Source organism: Cellulosimicrobium sp. CpK407 (assembly GCF_051844275.1).
GTDB classification, from domain to species: Bacteria; Actinomycetota; Actinomycetes; order Actinomycetales; family Cellulomonadaceae; genus Cellulosimicrobium; species Cellulosimicrobium cellulans_G.
Genome location: NZ_JBGNYC010000005.1, coordinates 99,544 through 120,314, shown reverse-complemented (window position 1 = coordinate 120,314; position 20,771 = coordinate 99,544). Strand labels below are relative to the sequence as shown.

Genomic DNA, 20,771 nt, shown 5'->3' with positions numbered 1-20,771 from the left:
GTGGACGACGGCGGTCGGCGGGTGCGGGTCGACGGCGGCCCGGCCGTGCGGGCGACGCCGTCGACGCTAGGGACCGGGCGGTGCCGGGCGCGTCCGCTCGGAAGCGTACGCGGGCCCGGAACCGACCCCGAGCGCACGGGGGCGCGGCTCGGGGTGGTGCCGGGTCGGGTGTGCGGGTCGGGTGCGCGGATCAGGGGTTGCGGGTCGGGCGGGATCGGCAGCCGGCCTCAGCGGCGTCGGGCCGCGAGGAGACCGAGCGCCACGGCCCCCGCGAGCGCGCCCCAGACCGCGTTGGTGAGCAGCATCGGGACGATCGCGACGGGGTGGGCGACGGGTCCCTGCAGCTCGCCGGTGAGGATCGGCGACAGCACCGCGCTGAGCACCAGCGCGAGCACGCCGTAGGCGAGCCCGACGGCCACGCCGGTCGCGAGCGGGTGCGCGGGGCGGGCGACGACGATCGCGACGATCCACACGACCGTGAGCACGAGGGTCGTGAGCAGGGGTGCGGCGGGTCGGCCGATCGCGTCGTCGAGGCCGGTGACGCTCAGGAGCGGTCGGACGAGCGCGAGCGCACCGAGCCCCAGGACGAGGGGCCAGCTCAGCGAGCGGACGGTCTCGCCGAGCGTGGGGCGGGCCGCAGGAGCCGGCGCCCCCGACCGTCCGGGAGGGACGGCGGGGCCGGGCGGGACCGGGCCGTCAGGTGGGACGGACGAGGCGGGCGGGGTCGGGCGGTCCGGTGCGGGGCCGGGGGTCGGGTTCATGCCGTCGACGCTAGAGATCGGCATCGCCCCGCTGCGTCCGCCCCGGCGCGCGGCGCGATGCGTCGTCCCGCGCCCCGCGCCTACGCGTCTCGACGTAGTCGACCCTGACGCGGACCCGCCCCGCGACGGACGCGCGTCGGGGTGCGTCTTCCTAGACTCGATGGTCGTGACGTCCCCCGACCTCCCGCACGAGCGGCCCGCCGGGTCGCCGCCCGCGACCCGGGCGGCGCGCCCTTCGCCGCCGCCGTGGCTCATCGACGCCCTGCTGGGGTTCGCGGTGTTCGACGTCGTCGCGTTCGCCATCGCGGCCGACGTCGGCGGCACGCGCGCCGACCCGTGGGTCGCGTACCCGCTCGCCCTCGTGCTGGGCCTGCTCGTCCTCGGCCGGCGCCGCTTCCCCGTGGGGGTGCTCGTCGCGACGGCGGTCGTGATCTGCGCCTACTACACGCTCGACCTGCCCGCGATCGGCCTCGCCCTGCCCGTCTCGGTCGCGCTGTACTCGGCGGCCGTCGCGGGCCGGCTCGGGTGGGCCGTGGGGGTCGCGGCGGCGCTCGTGGTCGCCTCGACGTACTTCCGGCTCGCCGAGGGCGACGACGTCCGGTACGTCGTCGGGTACGAGCTCGCGACCACGGTCGCGCTGATGTCCGCCGCGATCGCGCTCGGTCACGGCGCGTTCGCCCGCCGGCAGCGCGACGAGCAGCGGCGGCACGCGGACGCGCTGCTGGAGCAGACCCACGAGCTCGAGGCGGCCGACCGGCTCGCGCGCGACCGGGAGGCCGTCGCGCGCGACCTGCACGACGTCGTCGGGCACCACCTCGCCGTCGTGTCCCTGCACGCGGGCGTCGCGCACGAGGCGCTCGACGACGTGGGACGCGCCGACGGCGCCGGGCGGGAGGACGCGCTCGCGGTGGCCCGCGCCGAGCTCGACCTCGTACGCACGTCGGCGACGGCCGCGCTGGCGGACCTGCGCGCGACCGTGCGCTCGCTGCGGGGTCCGTCCGGGCCGGCGGGCGTCGCGGAGCAAGCCCGCCTCGACCGGCTCGGCGACCTCGCCCGCACGGCGCGGGCGGCAGGCCTCGAGGTCACGCTGGACGTCGACCTGCCCGCGGGCACGCCGGACGGCAGCGCGGCGGGCGCGGCGGTGTTCCGCGTCGTGCAGGAGGGACTGACCAACGTCCTGCGGCACGCCGGGGCGCGCGCCGCCGTCGTGCGCGTGACGCTCGAGCCCGCGACCGGGACGCCCGGCGACGTGCTCGCGGTTGAGGTGCGCGACGACGGTCGCGGCGCACCGGGCGGCACGTCGGACCGGGAGGGGTTCGGCCTGCGCGGGCTGCGCGAGCGGGTCGCCGTGCTGGGCGGCACCGTCACGACCGACGCGCCCGACGGCGGCGGCTTCCGCCTGCGCGCCCGGGTCCCGGTCGGCGCGCCCGGCCCCGCACCGGCGCCGGCCGGGGCACCGGGGAACGAGGCCGCGGGCGGAGGCCCCGCGTGATCCGCGTCGTGCTGGTCGACGACCAGCCCCTCGTGCGAACGGGCATCCGCGCGCTGCTCGAGCGTGCGGACGACGTCGAGGTCGTCGGCGAGGCCGCCGACGGTCGCGAGGGCGTGGCGCTCGTGCGCCGGGCGCGGCCCGACGTCGTGCTCATGGACCTGCAGATGCCCGTCCTCGACGGGGTCGAGGCGACGCGGCAGATCGTCGCGGGCGCCACCGGCACCGACACGCCGGTCGCGGGCGCCGTGTCGACCGGCCACCGCCCGGACGGTCCCCGCGTCGTCGTGCTCACGACGTTCGACGACGACGCGAACCTCTTCGCGTCGCTGCGGGCCGGGGCGTCGGGCTTCCTGCTCAAGGACGCGAGCCCGGACGAGCTGCGTGCCGCCGTGCGCACCGCAGCCGCGGGCGACGCGCTGCTCTCCCCCGCGGTGACGGCGCGCGTCGTCGCGCAGGCGGTCGACGCCGGGCGGCGGGACGACGCGCTCGCCGCCGCCGTCGCCGACCGGCTCACGGACCGCGAGCGCGAGGTGCTCGCGCACGTCGGGCGCGGCCTGACCAACGACGAGATCGGGTCGGCGCTGTTCATGAGCCCGGCGACGGCGCGCACGCACGTGGGCCGCGTCCTCGCCAAGCTGGGCGTGCGGGACCGGGCCGGCCTCGTCGTCGTCGCGTACGAGACCGGCCTGGTCCGCCCCGGCACCCCGCCGAGGTAGAGGCGTGGTCATGACCACGCCTCTACCTCGCGGTACCGGGGCTCTACCTCGGCGGGGCGGGTCCTCGGGTCAGGCGTCGAGGCCGCGGCGCGCGAGGAGCGGCGCGATGTCGGCGTCGCGGCCGCGCAGCTCGCGGAACGAGAGGAGCGGGTCCTGCGAGCCGCCACGCGCGAGCAGCACGCGGCGGAAGCGCTCGCCGTTCTCGCGCGACAGGCCGCCGTTCTCGCGGTACCACTCGACCGTGTCCGCGTCGAGCACCTCGGACCAGATGTAGGAGTAGTACCCGGCCGCGTACCCGCCGCCGAACACGTGGTTGTAGTACGTGGTCCGGTAGCGCGGCGGGACGGGCGCGAACGCGACGCCGGCCGCCTCCAGGGCCGCGGCCTCGAACGGCACGACGTCGGCCTCGGACGACGGGACGCCGTCCGGCCCGACCTGGTGCCACGCCTGGTCGAGCAGCGCCGCCGCGAGGTACTCGGTCGTGCCGAAGCCCTCGTTGAACTGGCGCGAGGCCAGCATGGTGTCGACCCACTCGGCGGGCATCGGCTCGCCCGTCACGTGGTGCACCGCGTAGGAGCGCAGGATCGACGGCTCCCACGCCCACATCTCGTTGACCTGCGACGGGTACTCGACGAAGTCCCGCGGCACCTCCGTGCCGGACTGCGACGGGTAGCGCACGTCGGAGAACAGCCCGTGCAGCGCGTGCCCGAACTCGTGGAAGAGCGTGATGACCTCGTCCCACACGAGCAGCGTGGGCTGTCCAGCCGGCGGCTTGACGATGTTGAGGTTGTTGACGACGACCGGCTTCTGGCCGAGCAGGTGGTTCTGGTCGACGAGGTTGTTCATCCAGGCACCGCCCCGCTTGGACTCGCGCGTGTACCAGTCGGCGAGGAACAGGCCGAGCCCCTGACCCGGCTCCCCGGGCGTCTCGCTGTCGAAGACCTCGAAGACTCGCACGTCCGGGTGGTAGCCGACGAGGTCGTGCCGCTCGGCGAAGGAGACGCCGAACAGGCGGTTCGCGGCCAGGAACACGCCGTCGTGCACGACGCGCTCGAGCTCGAGGTACGGGCGCAGCAGCGCGTCGTCGAGCGCGTAGCGGTCCTTGCGCACGCGCTCGGCGTAGAACGACCAGTCGGAGGCGCGCAGCGTCGCGCCCGGCTCGTCGGCCCGCAGCGCCGTCTCGAGGTCGGCCGCCTCGCGGCGCGCGTTCGCGACGGCGGCGGGAGCGAGCCGGTCGAGCATCGCGTTCACGGCCTCGGTCGTCTTCGCGGTCGCGTCCTCCGCGACGTACGCGGCGTGGTGCTCGTACCCGAGGAGGCGCGCGCGCTCGGCGCGCAGGCGCACGGTCTCCAGCACGATCTCGCGCGTGTCGTGGTCGTCGCCGGTCGCACCGCGCGACTCCGACGCCTGCTGGACGCGCTCGCGGACGTCGCGGCGCGCGAGCGACGCGAGGACGCCCTGCTGGGTGGGGAGCTGCATCTCCAGCAGCCACGCCCCCTCGTGCCCGCGCGAGGCGGCAGCGGCAGCCGCGCCCGCGACCGCGTCCTCGGCGAGGCCGTCGAGCTCGGCGCGGTCCGTGACGAGCACGCTCGCCGCGTTGGCCCCCGCGAGCAGCTTGCGGCCGAACGCGGCCTCGAGCGTGGTGAGGCGGCCGTTGAGCTCGCGCAGGCGCGCCTGCTGCTCCGCGTCGAGCTCGACGCCGGAGCGGCGGAACCGGACGAGCAGCGTGTGCAGCAGCCACGCGGCGTCGGGGTCGAGGATCTGCTCGCCGGCGTCGACGGCGTCCTGCAGGGCGCGGGCACGCGCGTAGAGGCGCGCGTCCATGTAGATCGCGTCGTGGTGCGCGGCGAGCTCGGGCGCGAACTCCTCCTCGATCTGCTCCAGTCCCGGCGTCGCGTCGGCGGAGAGCTGGTTGTAGAACGCGTTGAGCACGCGCGCGAGGTCGCGGCCCGACCGCTCGAGCGCCGCGAGCACGGTGGCCTCGCTCGGGGGTGCGTCGTCGGTCGCGACCGCCTCGATCGCGGCGCGCTGGGCCGCGGTCGCGGCGCGCAGCGCGGGGAGATAGTGCTCCTCGCGGATCGCGTCGTAGTCGGGCAGCTCGTACGGCAGCGCGGAGGGCGCGGCGAACGGGTTGGCGGGATCGAGGTCGATCAGGGCGGAGGCGACTGCGGGCGCGGAGGTGGGCGCGGGCGCGTCGGTGCGCGTCGTGGGCTCGGAGGTCATGGTGCCCATCTTGACCCCGCGGGCGGGCACGACGGAAACGCATTCGCGGACGCCCCCTTGGCGACCGCCGGCGAGTGCGTCAGGCGGCGCGGCCCGACGACGGCGCGTCCGCGGGCCACGGCTCGTTCGGCGTGCGCGGGTCGTCGGGCAGGAGCGTGCCGAGCCACGCGTCGCGGCGCTCGCCGCGCTGGAGCGCGAACCCGCGCACCGTGCCCTCGACCCGGAAGCCGAGCCGCCAGGCGGTGCGCCGCGACGGCCAGTTGCCGACGTACGCCTGCCAGAAGAGCCGCGCGAGCCCCCCGCCCTCCGGATCGAAGGCCCAGTCGACGACGAGCCGGCACGCCGCGGTCATGAGGCCGCGGCCCCGGGCCTCGGGAGCGGTCCAGTAGCCGATCTCGGCCGACCGTCGCCCCTCGGGCGCGTCGTCGAGGCTCAGCCCGACCATCCCGAGGAGGGCACCGACGCCGTCGGGGCCGGGGATGCCCGAAGGGCCGGCGCTGTCGCGCACGCCCCAGGTGAGGACGTCGCCGCGCTCCCAGCCCGGTCCCACGTAGTCCGACACGAACTGCACCGCGTCCTCGCGCGCGTACGGGGACGGGACGACCGTCCACGCAGCGGTCTCCGCGTCCTGGCACGCGGCCGTGATCGCGTCGACGTCGTCGAGGGTCGGGGTGGACAGGTGGACGCGGCCGTCGTCGAGGGCGAAGGGGTGCACCCGCACGAGCCTGGCACGTCCCCCGCACGTCGTCACCCGGATTCCCGAGCGTGGCCACCCCGCGGGGCCACCGACCCGGCGTCCCCGTGCCGCGGGTGCGTCACGGGCGCAGGGCGTCCTCCGCGGGCGTCCACGGCAGGCCGTGCGCGGCGGCGACCGCCTCGTTGAGGAGCGCGCCGCGGTGGGTGGACGCCCCCGACCGCAGGAGCGGGACGTCCCGCACCGCGTCGACCCCGCCGTCCGCGAGCGCCGCGAGGTACGGGAGCGTCGCGCTGGTCAGCGCGAGCGTGCTCGTCACGGGGACCGCGCCGGGCATGTTCGCGACGCAGTAGAACGTCGTGCCGTGCACCGCGAACGTCGGGTCGTCGTGCGTGGTGGGCCGCGACCCCTCGAAGCAGCCGCCCTGGTCGACGGCGACGTCGACGAGCACGGCGCCGGGGCGCATGCGTGCGACGAGGTCGTCGGTGACGAGGCGCGGGGCGCGCGCCCCCGCGACGAGCACGGCCCCGACGACGAGGTCGGCCTCCAGCACCTCCCGCTCGATCGCGTACGCGCTCGACACGACCGTGCGCACGTGGCCGGAGAACTCCTGGTCGACGGCGCGCAGGACGGGCAGCGACAGGTCGACCACGCTCACCTCGGCGCGCATGCCCACCGCGACCTCGGCCGCGTTGCGGCCCGCGGTCCCGCCCCCGAGCACGACGACCCGCCCGGACCGCGTGCCGGGCACGCCGCCGAGCAGGACGCCGCGGCCTCCCGCGGGTCGTTGCAGGAGCCAGGCGCCGACCTGGGTCGCCATGCGCCCGGCCACCTCGCTCATGGGGGCCAGCAGCGGGAGTGTCCCGTCGGGGGCCTGCGCCGTCTCGTACGCGACGGACGTCGTGCCCGCGTCGAGCAGGGCACGCGTGCAGGCCGCGTCCGCGGCGAGGTGCAGGTAGGCGAAGAGCAGGAGGTCGTCGCGCAGCAGCGGGTACTCGCTCGCGACAGGTTCCTTGACCTTGCACACGAGCTCGGCCTCGCCCCAGACCTCCTCGGCGCTCGGCACGATCCGCGCACCGGCGTCGGCGAACTCCGCGTCGGGCAGGTGGGAGCCGACCCCGGCCCCGGACTGGACGAGCACGTCGTGCCCGGCCCGCACGAGGTGGTGCGCGCCGGCGGGGGTGAGCGCGACGCGGTCCTCGTGGTTCTTGACCTCGGTGGGTATGCCGATCCTCATGGTCCAGTGTGGTCGCACCGTCCCGCTCCGCGCAGGGTGGCAGGATCTTGTCGGAGAGTGACCTTCCTGCCGCTCGTTCCGGGACCGGCCCGCTGCCAGGGTGGGCGCGTGGACACGACGACTCCCCTCGCGACGCCGCGCGTCGCACCCCGCCCCGCGCCGACGGCGAGCGAGCACGCGCCGGCGGGCACCCTGGGGCTCGCGCGCGGCAGCGCCCTGTACGTGGCGAGCGTGCTCGGCACGGGAGTGCTCGCCCTGCCCGGGCTCGCCACGCGGGTCGCCGGCCCCGCCTCCGTGCTCGCCGTCGCCCTGGTGCTCGTGGCGAGCGTCCCCCTCGCGGGAACCTTCGCGGCGCTGGCGGCGCGGCACCCGGACCGGGGCGGCGTCGCGAGCGCGGTGCGCGTCGCGCTCGGCCCGACGGCGGCCCGCGCCACGGGCTACTGGTTCTACCTGGGCGTGTGCGTGGGCGTGCCCGTCGTGGCGGTGCTGGGGGCGGAGTACGTGGTCGCGGTGGTGGGCGCCGACCGCGGGGCAGTCCCGGTCGTGGCCGTCGCGCTCGTCGTCGTGCCGGCGGTCGCCGTGGGGCTCGGCGTCCGTGTGGCGGGCGCCGTCCAGCTCGCGCTCACGTCGCTGCTGCTCGCCGCCGTCGTCGTGGTCGTCGCCGTGGCGGCGCCCGAGGCGAGCGCCGAGCGGTTCACCCCGTTCCTCAGCGAGGGGTGGTCCGGCGTCGGCTCCGCGGTGAGCCTGTTCGTGTGGGCGTTCGCGGGCTGGGAGGTCGGCACGCACGTCTCGGCGGACTTCCGCGACCCGCGCCGCACCGTCCCCGCCGCGACCGGGATCGCGCTGGTCGTCGTCGGCGTCGCCTACCTCGCCCTGCAGGTCACCACGGTCGGCGTCCTCGGCGCCGAGGCCGGCTCCGGCACCGTCGCCCTGCTCGACCTCGCGCGCACGGGCGCACCCGCCGCGGGGCCCGTGGTCGTCGGCGTCGTCGCGGCGATCGTCACCTCGGGCGTGCTCACCGCCTATCTCGCGGCGTTCGCCAACCTCGGCCAGGCGCTCGCGCGCGACGGCGACCTGCCGCGCCCGCTCGCCGCTCTCTCCGGTCGCGCCGGGGTACCCCGGCGGGCGCTCGCAGTCACGCTCGTGCTGAGCGCGGCGTACCTCGCCGTGCTCGTCGCCACCGGCCTCGACCTCGAGCCGTTCGTGCGCGTCCACACGAGCTGCATGGTGGCGGTCTACGCGCTCGGCATGGTCGCCGCCCTGCGCCTGCTCCCCCGCGGCACGGTCGGCTGGTGGCTCGCGGCCGTCGCGACCGTCCTCACCGGCGTGCTGCTCGTCCTCGCCGGGGCGTCGCTCGTGGCCCCCACGCTCCTCGCCCTGGCCGCCGTCGCGGTCGCGCTGGCCCGCCGCCGTCGCCCGCCGCGCTGAGCGGCCCGCCGGCCGGAGAGGTTCGCCCTCCTGGCCCGTTCCCCGCAGCGGCGGTGTCCGCTACGGTCGACGGCATGCCCACGTGGACGGACCCGGGCCCCGTCGAGTTCGACGCCGTCGTGATCGCCGCCGGGACGCGCTCGGGAGCGTTCGTCGCTCTCCCGTACGACGCCGTCGACCTCTTCGGCACGCGCGGTCGCGTCCCCGTGGTCGCGGAGGTCGACGACGTGCGGTACCACGCCTCCCTCGTCGCCTACGGCGGTCCGCACCTCCTCGCCGTCCTGCGCTCCGTGCGCGCCGCGACCGGCAAGGGCGTCGGGGACACCGTGCACGTCGCGGTCCGGCTCGCCGCGGAGGTCTCGGCCGTCCCGCGGTGAGGCGCCGGCCGCCCGCGCCCCGGCGGTCGCGCGTCAGCCGGCCGCGTCGGCCGCCGTGCGGTCCGACGACCCGGGCACGGCGTCGCCGAGCGCGATCTCCTTCGCCGTCGGCAGGTCCTCCTCCATGGGTGGGTCCTTGTGCCGCAGGTGCGAGAACACCGACCACGCGACGGCGACGAGCGGCACGGACACGACCGCGCCGAGGATCCCCGCGAGCAGCGTCCCCGCCGTCACCGCGATCGCCACGACGACCGGGTGCAGCGAGACCTGCTTGCCCATGACGAGCGGCTGCAGGATGTGACCCTCGAACTGCCCGATGAGCGCGATGCCGATCGTCACGACGAGCGCGATGACGATGCCCTTGGCCGCGAGCGCGACGATGGCCGCGATGATCATCGCGAGGGGCGCGCCGATGATGGGGATGAACGCCCCGATGAAGACGAGCACCGCGAGCGGCGCCGCGAGCGGCACGCCCAGGGCTCCCAGGAAGATGCCCGCGAGGATGCCGTCGACGAGAGCGATGATCACGGTGCCCCGGGCGTAGCCGGAGAACGTGTACCAGCCCGCGCCGCCCGCGACCTTCCAGCTGTCGCGCGAGCGGGCCGGGAGCTGGTTGAGGAACCACGTCCACATGTCCTTGCCGCGGGCGAGGAAGAACACCGTGCAGAAGATCGCGAGGGCGATCGCCGCGAACGCCTCGAACACCGAGCCGGCGCTCGCGGCGGCCTGGCTCGCGATGTCGCCGCCGTGCTCCGTGAGCCACTGCCGGCCGTTGTCGATCCACCCGTTGACGTCGTCCGCCGTGATCGTGACCGGCAGCGGGCCGTTCTCGAGGAAGTCGAAGATCTGCTCGATGCCCTGGTCGAACTGCTCCGCGAGGCTCTGCCACTGCCCCGCGACCGAGGTGATGACGTACGTCAGCAGACCGGCGATGAACAGCAGGGCGGAGAGGATCGCGAGCCCCGTGGCCAGACCCCGCGGCATGATCCGCGCGTAGAAGTCCGTGACGGGCCGCAGGACCGACGTGATGACGAGCGCCAGGAAGACGGCCACGAACACGAGCTGCACCTGCGCCGTCGCGAAGAAGATGAGCGCGACGGCCGCGACGATCATGAGCAGGCGCCACGACCAGCCCGCGGTCGTGCGCAGCCACGCGGGCACCGACTCGTCGTACCCGACCACCGACGGGTTGCGTCGCGCCCCGGCCACCTTGCGTGCCGCGCTCGACGCCCCCGCGAGGTGCTTCACCGACGCCGCCGCGCGGTCCGAGCCGGAGCCGGGCCTCGGGGTCGGCGCTGCTGCCACCGGCCGCTGCTCGTCCGTCACACGTGCCTCCGCCCGGTCGTGGCCACCATCCGCCCAGTCTGCCCCAGGTCGTCCCCCCACGCCGGGTACCGCGGTCGGCCCGTCGTCCCACGTCGGCCCGGCACCGACCGGCGACCGCGATGTGAGGACCACGCCCGAACCGTGCTATGTTTTTCCCCGCACCGGAACGGCGGAAACGCCGGGAAGGTCCACTCGTCCGGGTGGCGGAATGGCAGACGCGCTAGCTTGAGGTGCTAGTGCCCTTTATCGGGCGTGGGGGTTCAAGTCCCCCTCCGGACACCGCGTGGCACACCTCGTGCCACGGAGGCCGGGTCAGGAGATTCTTCCTGACCCGGCCTTCTGCGTATCCCGCCGCCTCGGTCCGGCAGGCCTCGCCTCAGCCGCCCGTGTCGGTCCAGGACGCGACGTCGACGCCGCGGTCGTCGGGCGACGCGAGCGACCACCACGTCGAGGCGCGTCAGTCGTCGGACAACGCGAGCGCTCGTCGAACTGGCAGAACACTCCCCCTCGACGCCGCCGGGGCTGACTCCGGCGCGCCCGGCCCGCTGAATCTCCTCGTCGCGAATCGCCGTCCGCGCGCCACGAGATGCGGGGTCGGACGTCCCGCTTTACGGTGACGTGTCCTTTCTGATGCTTTTGAGGCGGTATGCAATGCTCGACGTCCATCACGTCACCTACGGTGCCGTGACCCCGCTCATCTCCTACGTGGCCGCGGTCTCCGGGTCTGCCTGCGGCCTGTCCGCGGTCTCCCGCTCCCGTGTCGACGCGCCGTGGCCCGTGCGCTCGGCGTGGCTGTGGCTGGGGGCCGCGGCCATCGGGGGCACGGGCATCTGGGTGATGCACTTCGTGGCGATGCTCGGGTTCACGGTCACCGGCATGCCGATCCACTACGACGTGCCGCTCACGATCGTCTCCGCGCTGGTCGCCGTGGTGGTCGTGTCGGTCGGCCTGCACCTGGTCATGATGTTCGGCTACCGGCCCCTGCTGCTGGCCGTGGGAGGCGCCGTGGCCGGGCTCGGCGTCGCCGGGATGCACTACCTGGGCATGGCGGCGATGCGCATGCACGGGACGATGCACTACAGCGCGGTCTCCGTCGTCCTGGCGGTGCTCGTCGCGGTCGCCGCCGCGACGGCGGCGCTCTGGCTCTGCGTGCACGCGCGGGGCGGGCTGTCCATGACCGTGTCGGCCCTCGTCATGGGGGTCGCTGTCGCGGGGATGCACTACACCGGCATGTGGGGCGTCTCGGTGACGGGTCAGCCGGGCGCACCGGACGGCGGCGTCCCGATGCTGGACCTGCTCGGTGCCCTCCTCGTCGGGGGCGGCGGCTCCGTCCTACTGCTGGTGTTCGTCGTCGTCGGCTCCCGGACGGAGAGCGAGCGGCAGCGGCACGAGGCATTCCGGGACCGCATGGCGCAGGAGACCGTCTCGGTCGGCAAGTAGCGGCACGCGGGTGCGCCGTCTCTCACGGCCGGCGCGCGCGTGCCCGGTCCTCCGTCTCGAGCACCCGGCGCAGGCCCGTGAAGTCACGCAGGAGGATCCGCGCCAGGACCGCGGTCGGGAGCAGCGCCACCAGCCGGAGCGCCGACGCCACGTCGCCGTGGTAGTCGGCGCGCACGCGCGTCCCGCTGCCGTCGGGCGACGTGACGTACTCGACGCGAGAGTTCCAGGGCGCGGTGGAGTGCCACACGACCCGCAGGTCGGGCTCGACGACCTCGAGCACGTCGGTGAACCGCACCCGGAACGGACCGACGCGGTCGACGGCGGCCCAGCGGCTCCCCACCCGCAGCGGCCCGTCGTCGACCGGGCGGCGGGAGACGACCGCGGGCGCGAACTCCGGCCACCGGCCCGGGTCGGCGAGGTACGGGAAGACGCGCGCCGGCGGGTGGTCGAGGTGGACGTCGAGCGTCACGCGTCGCCACACGGTCCGGTCTCCTTCCGCCGCCCGGCGTCAGACCATCGCCGGCACGGGACGGTCCGGGTAGAGCTCGCGCATCGCGTGGTCGTACCGACGCTTCAGGAGCAGGAGGTACAGCACCCGGACGGGCGCGGGCACGTTCGCGCGGAACCACTCCTCCCGCTCGGCCTCGGGGACGCTCGCGAGCAGCAGGCCGAGCTGCAGCGCCACGAGGTCCTTGCCGAGCTCCTTGCGGTGCTTCACGAGGGTGGCGCGCGTGTGCTCCTCCATGGAGTCCCACTCCTGCTGCGACATCACGTCCCCGGCCACGGGGAGGATCTCCACCTCCTCCTGCCCGAGGTGCGCCGACAGGAGGTCCCGCAGCCCCTCGACGTCGGTCGCGAAGGCGTCGCGGAGCCGCGGGTCGGCCGTGGCCACCCACGGCTCGAGCTGCGGCTCGACCCGCGCGAGGCGCACCGCGACCTCGGCGTGCTGCGCCCGCATCTGGCCGACGTGCAGCGCGCACGCGGGCTCGCGCGCCTCGAGGCGGTCCCAGAGCACCCGGTCCTCGGTCTCGTGGTGCAGGTGCAGCGCGAAGAAGTCGAGGTGGGCGTAGCGGCCCACGACGGCCGAGCGCCCGGTGTCCCCGGGCCGGACCTCGCGGACCAGCACGGGGAGCTCGCGGTAGAGCCAGCGGAAGATCCGGTGGACGAGGAACATGCCCGACGTGTCGCACCCGGGGTGCTGCCCCGCGGGCAGCGGCCCGGGGAGAGGGAGCCTGTCGGTCATCTCGTCCTCCGCCCGTCGGACGACGTCGGTGTCGTCGTGGCGCTCTCCGACGCTACGCCCGCCCGCGGCGTGGCCACAATGCCCGGTCCGCAGGTTCACCCGGGCAGCGAGAAGCCCCGCCGTGTGGAGCGGCGGGGCTTCTCGATCCGCTGTCTCATTCGGATCCCGCCGGCGCTCTCACGCCGGAAGCATGCGTCCAGTCTAGGGCGTCGCGACGGCCGCCTCCGACCCCGGCACGACCGCCTCCTCCCCGAGGAGGAGGTCGCGCCCCCGACGATCTCGGCCGACGGCGGGAGCCGGCGTCCCCGCGCCCGTCCGTAGCGTCGACGACGGCGGTGCCCGAGGACCGGGCGCCCGCGACGACGGGAGGACGCATGATCCAGGTGGAGGCGCTCACCAAGCGCTACGGGCCGACGACGGCGGTGGACGGGCTGACGTTCACGGCACGCCCGGGCACCGTGACGGGATTCCTCGGCCCGAACGGGGCGGGGAAGTCGACGACGATGCGGGTCGTGGTCGGGCTGGAGCGGCCCACGTCCGGCACGGCGACCGTCGACGGACGCCGGTACGCCGACCTCCCGGCGCCGCTCCACGCCGTCGGCTGCATGCTCGACGCGCGGTCCGTGCACCCGGGGCGCACGGCGTTCCGGCACCTGCGGGCCCTCGCGCGGACCCACGGGATCGGCCGCGCCCGCGTGGACGAGGTCATCGGGATGACCGGGCTCGAGAGCGTCGCCGGACGGCGCGCCGGGACCTTCTCCCTGGGGATGGGCCAGCGGCTCGGCATCGCGGGAGCGCTGCTCGGCGACCCCGGGACGCTCCTCCTCGACGAGCCCGTCAACGGCCTCGACCCCGACGGCGTCCTGTGGGTGCGGGGGCTCGTCCGCGGCCTCGCGGCCGAGGGACGGACCGTGCTCCTCTCGTCGCACCTCATGCACGAGCTCGCGCTCTGCGCCGAGCGGGTCGTCGTCATCGGCCGGGGCCGGCTCCTCGCGGACGCACCGGTCCAGGAGCTCGCCGCCGACGCGGGATCCCTCGAGGAGGCGTACCTGCGGCTCACCGCGGGGGCGGTCCAGTACCAGGGCCGCGCCTCCGGCGGGTCCGACCGCGCCGCGGCGGGCGGTGCCCGATGACCGCCGCGACCCCCGCCCCGGTGCGCACTCCCCCGGCCCTGGCGCCGGCCACGCCCCCGGGCCCGACGCTCGCGCGCGTCGTCGGCTCCGAGTGGACCAAGCTCACGAGCCTCCGGTCCTCCTGGTGGGCGGCCGCGCTCACGGTCGCGGTCTCGGCCGCGCTGACCCACCTCTCTGCCCAGGCGTCCTCCGTGGACCCCGGGTTCGACCCGCTGGGATCCCTCACGTCGGGCGTGCTGCTCGCCCAGGTGCCCCCGCTCGTCCTGGGCGTGCTCGTCGGGACGGGCGAGCACAGCACGGGCACGTTCCGCACGACGTTCCTCGCCGTCCCGAGGCGCTGGCCCGTGCTCGCCGCGCAGACCGTCGTCACCGCCGCGTTCGCGCTGCTCACGGCCGTGCTCGCGGTCGGCGCCGCCGTGCTCGCCCTGCTCCCCTCGGCCCGGGCACGCGGCATCGCCCTCGATCTCGCGAGCGACGGCACGCCCCGGATGCTCGGCGGGATGGTGCTCCTGCTCGTCGCGACGGCCCTGCTCGGCCTCGCGCTCGGCGCGCTGCTCCGGCGGCCGGTGCCCGCCCTGACGGTCGCGGTCCTCGTCGTCCTCGTCCTGCCCGTCGCGCTCGTGCTCGCGGCCGACCTGGCGGGCGACCCGCTCGCCGCGTCCGCGGGCGTGCCGCCCGCCCAGGCCGCCGTCAACACCGCCGTGACGTTCCTCCCCGCCGGCGCGGGGTCCCTGCTGACCACCGAGGGCGCCGTCGAGGGTGCGCCCGACCTCGGCGCGTGGGGCGGCGGGCTCGTCCTGGCGGCGTGGGTCGCCGTCCCCCTGACCCTGGCCGGTATCCGCCTCCGCGCGCGGGACGTGGTGTGACGTGGCCGCGACGACGCAGACGCCCGCCGCCCCGCCCGCGAGCCGCTCACCGGTGACCCTCCGCCGGGTGCTCGCGGCCGAGTGGGACAAGCTCACGAGCCTGCGCGCGACGGGCTGGCTCGCCCTCGCGACGGTCGCGGCGTCGGCCGCGAGCGCCTGGGCGCTCGGCCTGTTCGCCCGGCCCGACGACGGCGCGTCCGGCGCGCCCGTGGCCGTCGCCGGGTACGTGCTCACCCAGCTCGGGTTCCTCGTGCTGGGCGCGACGACCGGCGCGGGCGAGTTCCGCACCGGCACGGCGCGCGTCACCTTCGTCGCGGTGCCCCGGCGGGTCCCGGTGCTCGTGGCCCAGGCGCTCGTCACGACGACGGTCGCGGCCCTCACGGCCGCGGTCGCGCTCGGCGCGGCGCTCGCGGCGACCGCCGGGCAGCGCGCGGCGACCGGGCTGGTGCTGGACGTCGCGGACCCGGAGACGGCGAGGCTCCTGGTCGGGTTCGTGCTCTACCAGACCGGGGTCGCGCTCGTCGGGCTCGGGCTGGGGGCGCTGCTGCGCCGACCCGACGCCGCGCTCGTCGCCGGGGTCGTCCTGGTCGTCGTGCTCGACCACCTCCTCGCCACGAACCCCGGCCGGGTCGCCGACACGGCGCGCGCCCTCCTCCCGGGCGCCGGGGCGCGGCTCCTCCAGGCCGACGAGCGGCTCGCCGCGCTCGACGCGACGACTCTGGGCCCGCACGTCGGCCCGTGGGCGGCCGGCCTCGTGCTCGCCGCGTGGGCCGCCGCGCTCCTCGTCGCGGCGGGGTACCGCCTGCGGCGCCATGACGTCACCTGACGTGGACCGGCAGGGATGGGAGAGTGGGCCCATGCCCCTGCCGTCCCCCGCCACGTCCGCGCGCGGGACGACCGACGGCGGCGCGCTCACCGAGACCGACGTCCAGCGGCGCGGGCCGCTCGGCCGGCTGGTCGAGGAGCACCCCCGGGCCGCGGACGCCGCGCTCGTCGCCGGCGTCGTGGCGCTCGGGCTCGTCACCGCGGTCCTCGGGCTCGCGACGGTCGAGGGGTCGACCGGGCTCGGCCTCTTCCGGCCCGACGAGCCCGTCGCCCAGGTGGTCGTCACGGCGTGGCTCGCCGGGGCCGTCCTCGGGGCGACGCTCCTGCTCGCCCGCCGCGCGCGACCGCTCGTCGTCGCGGCCGCGCTCACGGCGCTGGCCGTCGCCTCGCTCGCGACCGCGGGCGTGCTGGGGGTGCTCGGGGTGTGCCTCGCGTGCGCGGTCCACGCCGTGGCGGCCTCCCGCCCGCCGCGCACCGCGTGGCTGACGTGCGCGGCGGTGCTCGCCGTCGTCACGGTGGCGATCTGGTGGTGGCAGGACATCGGCCTCGCCGAGATCCTGCTCTGGAGCGACCCGGTCGTGTCACCGGACGGCGATCCCGTGCGGGGCCTCGCCGAGCCACCCTTCTCCCCCGGCCGCCGGTCCGCGTCCGTCTCCCTCCTGCTCGCGCTCCTGCTCCTCGGCATGGCCACGGGTTCCGGCGCGCGCGCCCGTCGGCTCCACGCCGAGGACCTCACGGAGCGCTACCGGGCCATGGCGCGGGACCGCGACCAGAGCGCCGCGCTCGCCCGCGCGGCCGAGCGCACCCGCATCGCCCGCGAGATGCACGACGTCGTCGCCCACAGCGTCTCGGTGATGGTCGCGCTGTCCGACGGCGCGGGCGCAGCGCTCGACCGTGCACCCGACCGCTCGCGCGAGGCCCTGCGGGAGCTCTCCCGGACGGGGCGCGAGGCGCTGACCGACATGCAGCGCGTGCTCGGTGCGCTCGACCCCGGCGACGAGGAGCCCGTGGCGCCGGACGGGCGGCCCGAGCCGACCGGGACGGACCTCGCGGCCGTCGTCGCACGGTTCCGCGCCGCGGGCGTCCCGGTGACCGCGACCGGCCTCGACGTCCCGCTCCCGGACGACACCTCGCTCCGGCTCGCGGTCGTGCGGGTCGTGCAGGAAGGGCTGACGAACGTCCTGCGGCACGCGCCCGGTGCTCCGACGGCCGAGGTCGAGGTCCGGCGCGGCGCGGACGTCGTCGAGGTCGAGGTCCGCGATTCCGGCGGCACGCGGCCCGGCACGGGCGGCGGGACCGGTCGCGGCATCGTCGGGATGCGCGAGCGCGCGGCCCTGCTCGGCGGCAGCGTCGAGGCCGGCCCGCGACCCGAGGGTGGGTGGGTCGTGCGGGTCGTCCTCCCGTGGTCCGGGCGGGACGCGCCGTGGGACCGGCCGCACGACCGGCCGTACGACGAGGACGACGGAGGGCTCCCGTGACGACCGTGCTGCTCGTGGACGACCAGGCGCTCCTGCGGATGGGCTTCCGGCTCGTGATCGAGTCGGAGCCCGACCTCGAGGTGGTCGGCGAGGCGTCCGACGGCCGGGTGGCGCTCGACCAGGTCGCGGCGCTCGCCCCGGACGTCGTCGTCATGGACGTCCGGATGCCCGGCATGGACGGCATCGAGGCGACGCGACGCGTCGTCGCGGAGCACCCCGCGACGCGCGTGCTCGTGCTGACGACGTTCGACGTCGACGAGTACGCGTTCGCCGCGCTGCGCGCGGGCGCGAGCGGGTTCCTGCTGAAGAACGCCCGCCCGGACGACCTCGTCGAGGCGATCCGTACCGTCGCGGCAGGGAGCTCGGTCGTCGCGCCCCGGGTGCTGCGCCGCATGCTCGACCTCTTCGCCCCGCACCTGCCCGTCGGGGACCGGCCGGCGGACGACGGCGTCGACCCGCGTCTGCGGTCGCTCACGCCCCGCGAGCTCGACGTGCTGCGGTGCGTGGCCGACGGCCTGTCCAACGCCGAGATCGCCGAGCGCCTCGTGCTGTCGTCGACGACGGTCAAGACGCACGTGGGCAACCTCCTCGCCAAGCTCGGGGTCCGGGACCGCGTCCAGGCCGTGATCGTCGCCTACGAGAGCGGCCTGGTCGGCTCCCGCCGCTGAGCGGCACCGCTCTGCGTCGCTGCCGCGTTCACCCCCGACGGGTGAGGCTCCGCCCCGGGTCCGCTGCGACCGTGGTGCCGAGCGCCGGAGAGGAGCCCACGATGACGGCTGCGCAGATCCCCCGACAGCAGGTCCCTGCCGCCACGGGCCCGTGGCACACCGCGTCGACGCAGGCCGTGTGCGCGGCGCTGGACGTCGACCCGGCGGTCGGGCTGACGACGGCGCAGGTCGCCGAGCGGCGCGCCCGGTACGGGCCGAACGCGCTCGCGGAGGAGCGCAGGGAGAAGCCGTGGCAGGCGTTCCTGCGCCAGTACCGGGACCTCATGCAGCTCGTCCTCGTCGGGGCGGCGGTCGTGAGCATCATCGCGCTCGGCGACGTCACGACGGGCGTCGTCGTGCTGGGCCTCACCGTGCTCAACGCCCTCATGGGCCTGCACCAGGAGGGCAAGGCCGCCGAGAGCGTCGCGGCGCTGCAGCAGATGCTCGTCATGACGGCCACGGTGCGCCGCGACGGACGCCAGGAGCAGGTGCCCGCGGAGGAGCTCGTGCCGGGCGACGTCGTCGGCTTCGAGGCCGGGAGCAAGATCCCCGCGGACGGGCGGCTGCTCGTCGCGGCGTCGCTGGAGATCGAGGAGGCGGGGCTGACCGGCGAGAGCACCCCGGTCGCCAAGGGCGTCGAGACGGTCGTCGCCGAGGACGCGCCGCTCGGCGACCGCACCGACATGGCGTACATGAACTCGCAGGTGACGCGCGGGCGCGGCGAGATGGTCGTCACGGCGACGGGCATGACGACCGAGGTGGGCCGCATCTCCGGGATGCTCAGCGGCGTCGAGCAGGACAAGACGCCGCTCACGCGCCAGCTCGACCGCATCACCGTGATCATCACGGTCATGGCGGCGATCGCCCTCGTCGTCGTCGTGGTCCTGGGCCTCGTGCGCGGCGAGGACTTCGACAGCCTGTTCGTGGTCGGGATCAGCCTGGCCATCGCCGCGATCCCGACGGGTCTCCCGGCCGTGGTGACGATGCTGCTGTCGCTCGGCACGCGGCGGCTCGCCGAGGAGGGCGCGATCGTCAAGCGCCTCAAGTCGGTCGAGACGCTCGGGTCGACCTCCGCGATCTGCTCGGACAAGACCGGGACCCTCACGCTCAACCAGATGACCGCGCGCCGCCTCGTGCTCGCGGGACGCCGGTTCTCCGTCGACGGCGAGGGCTACTCCACGACCGGCCGCATCCTCGCGGCCGCCGGCTCGACAGACGTGCCGCTCGAGCCCGTCGCGCTGCCCCTCGCGCTCGCGAGCGACGCCGTCGTGCGCGACGGCGAGTGCATCGGCGACCCCACCGAGGGCGCCGTCGTCGTCCTGGCGGCGAAGGCGGGCCTCGACGTCGAGGAGACGCGCGCCGAGCACCCGCGCGTCGCGGAGGTCCCGTTCGACGCGGCGTACAAGTTCATGGCGACGTTCCACGAGATCGACGGCGCGTTGACGTGCTTCGTCAAGGGCGCCCCGGACGTGCTGCTCGCCCGGTCGAGCCGGTACCTCACCGCCGACGGCGGGTCGGCACCGCTCGACGACGACGCGCGGTCGCGCGTGGTGGCGGAGAACGACGCCCTCGCGGGCGAGGGCATGCGCGTGCTCGCGGTGGCGCGGCGTGCCGTGGGCCGCGACGAGCTCGCGGGCGAGCTCCTCGACGCGGTGCGCGACCTCGAGCTGGTCGCGCTCGTCGGGATCGTCGACCCGCCGCGCCGGGAGGCGCGCGACGCCATCGCGGAGTGCCGCGACGCCGGCATCCGCGTGCGGATGATCACGGGCGACCACGTCACCACCGCGGCGGCGATCGCCGGGCAGCTCGGCATCGAGGGCCGCGCGCTGACCGGGGCCGAGTTCGCCGCGATGTCCGACGCGCAGCTCGAGGCGGAGGTCGGCGAGATCGGGGTGGTCGCGCGGGTCGCGCCGGAGGACAAGGTGCGCCTCGTCGACGTGCTCAAGCGCACCGGCGACGTGGTCGCGATGACGGGCGACGGCGTCAACGACGCGCCCGCGCTCACCCGCGCGGACATCGGCGTGGCGATGGGCATCACCGGAACCGAGGTGACCAAGGACGCCGCGGAGATGATCCTCACCGACGACAACTTCGCGACCATCGTGGCCGCCGTGGAGGGTGGCCGCGGGCTCTACGACAACCTCATGAAGTACATCCGCTTCCAGATGGTCGTGCTCGTCGGCTTCATCCTCACGTTCGTGGGCGCGGGCGTCTTCACGGTCGCGGGCGGCACGCCGCTCACGCCGCTCCAGATCCTCTGGGTGAACTTCGCGATCGACGTGCTCCTCGCGATCGGCCTCGGCTTCGACGCCGCGACGCCCGGCCTCATGCGCCGCCGGCCACGGTCTCCCGCCGAGCCCGTCATCGGGCGTGGGCTCGGGGTCCGGCTCGCCGTCGGCGGCGTCCTCATCGCCGTCGGCTCGCTCGTCGCCGTCGCCTGGGGCGAGGCCGACGCCGACCTGGCGGTCGCGACGACGATGGGCCTCACCGCGATGTCGCTCCTGCACGTCGTGGCCGCGCTCGAGTGGCGCGACCCGCGGGCGAGCATCCTCTCGTTCGAGACCCTCGCGAACGGGCGGTTCGTCGTGCTGCTGCTCGCGTCGCTGGGGCTGACGTTCCTCGTCACGACCCTCGACGGCCTGCAGCGGATCTTCGGCACCGTCGACCTCGACGGGGGCCAGTGGGGCGTGTGCGGCCTCGTCGCGCTCGGGTTCCTCGTCCTGGCCGAGCTCGGCAAGCTCGTGCTCCGGCAGGTGGACCGGCACCGGGGCGCGCCCGCCGACTCCGGCGCCTCCGCCCAGGTCTCGCGCGCCCGGGTCTGAGGG

The 20,771-nt window shown here is 75.8% G+C and carries 17 protein-coding genes, 1 tRNA gene and 1 pseudogene; 12 read left to right on the top strand and 7 right to left on the bottom strand.

The window, feature by feature from the left end:
• Positions 1-227 precede the first annotated feature (227 nt).
• Positions 228-761 carry a hypothetical protein gene (locus ABWU78_RS04070; RefSeq protein WP_439157624.1) on the bottom strand — a complete coding sequence of 178 codons (534 nt, stop codon included), beginning with the start codon at positions 759-761 and terminating at the stop codon, positions 228-230.
• Positions 762-927: 166 nt separating this feature from the next.
• Between ABWU78_RS04070 and ABWU78_RS04065 the strand changes: the two genes are divergently transcribed.
• Positions 928-2,253 (top strand): sensor histidine kinase, encoded by a 1,326-nt coding sequence (locus ABWU78_RS04065; protein ID WP_439157623.1) that lies wholly within the window; start codon positions 928-930, stop codon positions 2,251-2,253.
• Complete coding sequence (locus tag ABWU78_RS04060) at positions 2,250-2,969, top strand: response regulator (protein WP_439157622.1); 720 nt, start codon at positions 2,250-2,252, stop codon at positions 2,967-2,969. The genes ABWU78_RS04065 and ABWU78_RS04060 overlap by 4 nt, the downstream gene beginning before the upstream one ends.
• Positions 2,970-3,038: 69 nt before the next feature.
• Here ABWU78_RS04060 and ABWU78_RS04055 read toward each other — a convergent pair whose 3' ends face one another.
• From ABWU78_RS04055 to ald, 3 genes are all read right to left on the bottom strand, one after another.
• Positions 3,039-5,201 (bottom strand): M3 family metallopeptidase, encoded by a 2,163-nt coding sequence (locus ABWU78_RS04055; protein WP_439157621.1) that lies wholly within the window; start codon positions 5,199-5,201, stop codon positions 3,039-3,041.
• Positions 5,202-5,271: 70 nt separating this feature from the next.
• Positions 5,272-5,907: a GNAT family N-acetyltransferase gene (locus tag ABWU78_RS04050; RefSeq protein WP_439157620.1), complete on the bottom strand. Its 636-nt coding sequence runs from the start codon at positions 5,905-5,907 to the stop codon at positions 5,272-5,274.
• A gap of 100 nt (positions 5,908-6,007) precedes the next feature.
• Positions 6,008-7,123 carry an alanine dehydrogenase gene (ald, locus tag ABWU78_RS04045; protein WP_439157619.1) on the bottom strand — a complete coding sequence of 372 codons (1,116 nt, stop codon included), beginning with the start codon at positions 7,121-7,123 and terminating at the stop codon, positions 6,008-6,010.
• A 108-nt stretch (positions 7,124-7,231) separates the two neighbouring features.
• Between ald and ABWU78_RS04040 the strand changes: the two genes are divergently transcribed.
• Both ABWU78_RS04040 and ABWU78_RS04035 read left to right on the top strand, forming a co-directional pair.
• Positions 7,232-8,551 carry an APC family permease gene (locus ABWU78_RS04040; protein ID WP_439157618.1) on the top strand — a complete coding sequence of 440 codons (1,320 nt, stop codon included), beginning with the start codon at positions 7,232-7,234 and terminating at the stop codon, positions 8,549-8,551.
• Positions 8,552-8,625: 74 nt separating this feature from the next.
• Positions 8,626-8,928 (top strand): DUF1905 domain-containing protein, encoded by a 303-nt coding sequence (locus ABWU78_RS04035; protein WP_253049776.1) that lies wholly within the window; start codon positions 8,626-8,628, stop codon positions 8,926-8,928.
• Positions 8,929-8,961: 33 nt separating this feature from the next.
• On the opposite strand, the gene ABWU78_RS04030 is transcribed toward ABWU78_RS04035, so the two are convergent.
• Positions 8,962-10,233 (bottom strand): AI-2E family transporter, encoded by a 1,272-nt coding sequence (locus ABWU78_RS04030; protein WP_439157617.1) that lies wholly within the window; start codon positions 10,231-10,233, stop codon positions 8,962-8,964.
• Between the two features lie 215 nt (positions 10,234-10,448).
• Here ABWU78_RS04030 and ABWU78_RS04025 point away from each other — a divergent pair.
• Positions 10,449-10,533, top strand: a tRNA-Leu gene (locus ABWU78_RS04025).
• 372 nt (positions 10,534-10,905) lie between these two features.
• Positions 10,906-11,694 carry an MHYT domain-containing protein gene (locus tag ABWU78_RS04020; protein WP_439157616.1) on the top strand — a complete coding sequence of 263 codons (789 nt, stop codon included), beginning with the start codon at positions 10,906-10,908 and terminating at the stop codon, positions 11,692-11,694.
• A 22-nt stretch (positions 11,695-11,716) separates the two neighbouring features.
• Here the strand turns inward: ABWU78_RS04020 and ABWU78_RS04015 are convergent, their stop codons facing one another.
• Together ABWU78_RS04015 and ABWU78_RS04010 are read right to left on the bottom strand one after the other, a co-directional pair.
• Entirely contained in the window at positions 11,717-12,175 is a 459-nt protein-coding gene (locus ABWU78_RS04015; protein WP_353709167.1) for an SRPBCC family protein, read from the bottom strand.
• 27 nt (positions 12,176-12,202) lie between these two features.
• Positions 12,203-12,937, bottom strand: coding sequence for a hemerythrin domain-containing protein (locus tag ABWU78_RS04010; protein WP_253049784.1), 735 nt, complete (start codon positions 12,935-12,937; stop codon positions 12,203-12,205).
• Between the two features lie 374 nt (positions 12,938-13,311).
• Between ABWU78_RS04010 and ABWU78_RS04005 the strand changes: the two are divergent.
• The 6 genes and pseudogenes from ABWU78_RS04005 to ABWU78_RS03980 form a co-directional block, all read left to right on the top strand.
• Positions 13,312-13,965: pseudogene (locus ABWU78_RS04005) on the top strand (ABC transporter ATP-binding protein); the annotation flags it as partial.
• Between the two features lie 101 nt (positions 13,966-14,066).
• On the top strand, positions 14,067-14,936 hold the full coding sequence (locus ABWU78_RS04000; protein WP_353709165.1) for a hypothetical protein: 870 nt from the start codon (positions 14,067-14,069) through the stop codon (positions 14,934-14,936).
• 1 nt (position 14,937) lies between these two features.
• Positions 14,938-15,762: a hypothetical protein gene (locus tag ABWU78_RS03995; RefSeq protein WP_439157615.1), complete on the top strand. Its 825-nt coding sequence runs from the start codon at positions 14,938-14,940 to the stop codon at positions 15,760-15,762.
• 31 nt (positions 15,763-15,793) lie between these two features.
• Positions 15,794-17,239 (top strand): sensor histidine kinase, encoded by a 1,446-nt coding sequence (locus ABWU78_RS03990; RefSeq protein ID WP_439157614.1) that lies wholly within the window; start codon positions 15,794-15,796, stop codon positions 17,237-17,239.
• Positions 17,236-17,907: a response regulator transcription factor gene (locus ABWU78_RS03985; protein ID WP_353709162.1), complete on the top strand. Its 672-nt coding sequence runs from the start codon at positions 17,236-17,238 to the stop codon at positions 17,905-17,907. The genes ABWU78_RS03990 and ABWU78_RS03985 overlap by 4 nt, the downstream gene beginning before the upstream one ends.
• A gap of 101 nt (positions 17,908-18,008) precedes the next feature.
• Entirely contained in the window at positions 18,009-20,768 is a 2,760-nt protein-coding gene (locus ABWU78_RS03980) for a cation-translocating P-type ATPase (RefSeq protein ID WP_253049796.1), read from the top strand.
• Positions 20,769-20,771: the final 3 nt, after the last annotated feature.